Source organism: Marivita sp. S2033 (assembly GCF_046592965.1).
GTDB lineage: Bacteria > Pseudomonadota > Alphaproteobacteria > Rhodobacterales > Rhodobacteraceae > Marivita.
Genome location: NZ_JBISBV010000041.1, coordinates 1 through 1,625, shown reverse-complemented (window position 1 = coordinate 1,625; position 1,625 = coordinate 1). Strand labels below are relative to the sequence as shown.

At 56.1% G+C, this 1,625-nt stretch carries 2 protein-coding genes; both read right to left on the bottom strand.

Going from position 1 to position 1,625, the window contains the following annotated elements:
• Window positions 1-102: 102 nt before the first annotated feature.
• Window positions 103-981 (bottom strand): WYL domain-containing protein, encoded by an 879-nt coding sequence (locus ACGKZZ_RS17205; RefSeq protein ID WP_411224743.1) that lies wholly within the window; start codon window positions 979-981, stop codon window positions 103-105.
• 155 nt (window positions 982-1,136) lie between these two features.
• Entirely contained in the window at window positions 1,137-1,337 is a 201-nt protein-coding gene (locus tag ACGKZZ_RS17200; protein ID WP_282128326.1) for a helix-turn-helix transcriptional regulator, read from the bottom strand.
• Between the last annotated feature and the right edge of the window lie 288 nt (window positions 1,338-1,625).

Here is a 1,625-nt window from a genome sequence, read left to right as displayed (position 1 = left end):
CAGCTGTCGCTCGAAAGCTCATTACAATCGTCAACGCCCTCTGTAAATCAAGCCAGAAATGGGCCGTTCCAGCAAGTTGAAGATACAGTTGCTAGAAACCATCTAGCCCTCTCTTTCTATAAAACTGTCCGGTGCCAGGCCTGCAATTGGGGACACCAAGACAATTTGTTGTTCTTGGGGAGGGCGGGTTTGAGCATTGTTGTCGAGCCCGAGTCTCTTGAGTGCGTAATAGAGAAGCGCCCGACGCACTTGGATCTTCGCTTTGCCATCTCGCATTCCATAATCGAGCGCGATCACTTTCTTCTGGCTTTCGGACAGTTCTGGGTGGGGGCCGATCTCTAGCGTGACATGCTCTTGCCAGTCCTTATCGGCTGCGTCCGTGACATCACTGGCTTGCACGCTGCGCGTCGAGATGATGCGAGAGAGCAGGAAGTCTTTGAACACCTCGTCCATCTGACAGAAGGCCCGCGTGTGCCATCGGAAGCCATCGAACCCGATGGCATGGGGCGCGATCCAACGCCAGCAAGGCTCGGGGCGCGAAAGGGACTGATACTTCACCTCGATGGCCTCGGATCGGCGGATGGCACCGACAACGGATCGCAGAGTGACAGGGTTCACACCACGGGCCGGGGTTGGTGCAGCATCATAGGATGGTAGTTCGGCAATCCAGCTATCGTCGCTGTCCATGATGCCGTCCGCCAACGACCGAAGCTGCGCGAGGTAGCGGCTGGCGTCAGGTTTCAGGAACTGCGCAGCATAGTCGGGACCACGGACATAGGTCCGCACGCTCTTGTCATAAACCATGTTGTCAGGCGCAAAGCCGATGTAGCGGTTCAGGTCGGCGGACGCCTGGTTCACCGATAACCCGAACTGGTCCATCAAATCGCTGCGGTTCACTCGCCCCTCCCAAAACAATCGGAACTCGATGAACTCGAGGCGCTGCGCGACTCCCCAACGAAGCTCCGACTTGTCACTATCCACTTCGCACTCCCGACTCGGCGCGTTTGATTAATATGCGCGCCCATTTTTTGTGCTGTCTGCACGCTAGCGGGGAGTCATGTCGTGTTCAATCGAAATGCTTCGTGCGACTGTCTTTTTCGCGATGTCGCAGCCTTGGGAGGGGCGAGGTTGGCTGCTCAGCCTTCGGCCAGTAGCTCATCAGGAACGCTTTGAACCTTGCGTTCGAATGCCTCGACGTCGGACAATCTATATACGACCCGGCCGCCGATCTTCAGGTATCGCGGGCCTTCCTGGACCCAACGCCAGCGCTCGAGTGTTCGGTGGCTGATCTTCCAGCGGGCAGCCAGTTCTTTCTGATTCACACATACTTCGCTCATTTTCGTCTCCTTTTGCGCAACTCACTTCGGTCGCAAGAGAACGAATGCGTGAGAATAAAACCTATTCAAGTCGGTATGTTGCGGGCTCTGAGGCTATGGTCGAAACAGGCGGGACGGGCGCAAACTGGCGCTCTGCATCGAAAACATGTCGTATCCTTCGCGGTAGCGCGATGCCCATCGGCATGGGGTCGGACAGATTTCTCAAGATTTCAGGGATTTTCCTGGCGTCTAGACTCGACCCGAACTGCCAAAACAGCCGATTTAGTTTTCGAGTCATTCCCTCCGCCA

Bases quoted from the DNA above. Each gene is read 5' to 3' on its own strand.
- ACGKZZ_RS17200 (WP_282128326.1), bottom strand. From the start codon at position 1,337: ATGAGCGAAGTATGTGTGAATCAGAAAGAACTGGCTGCCCGCTGGAAG.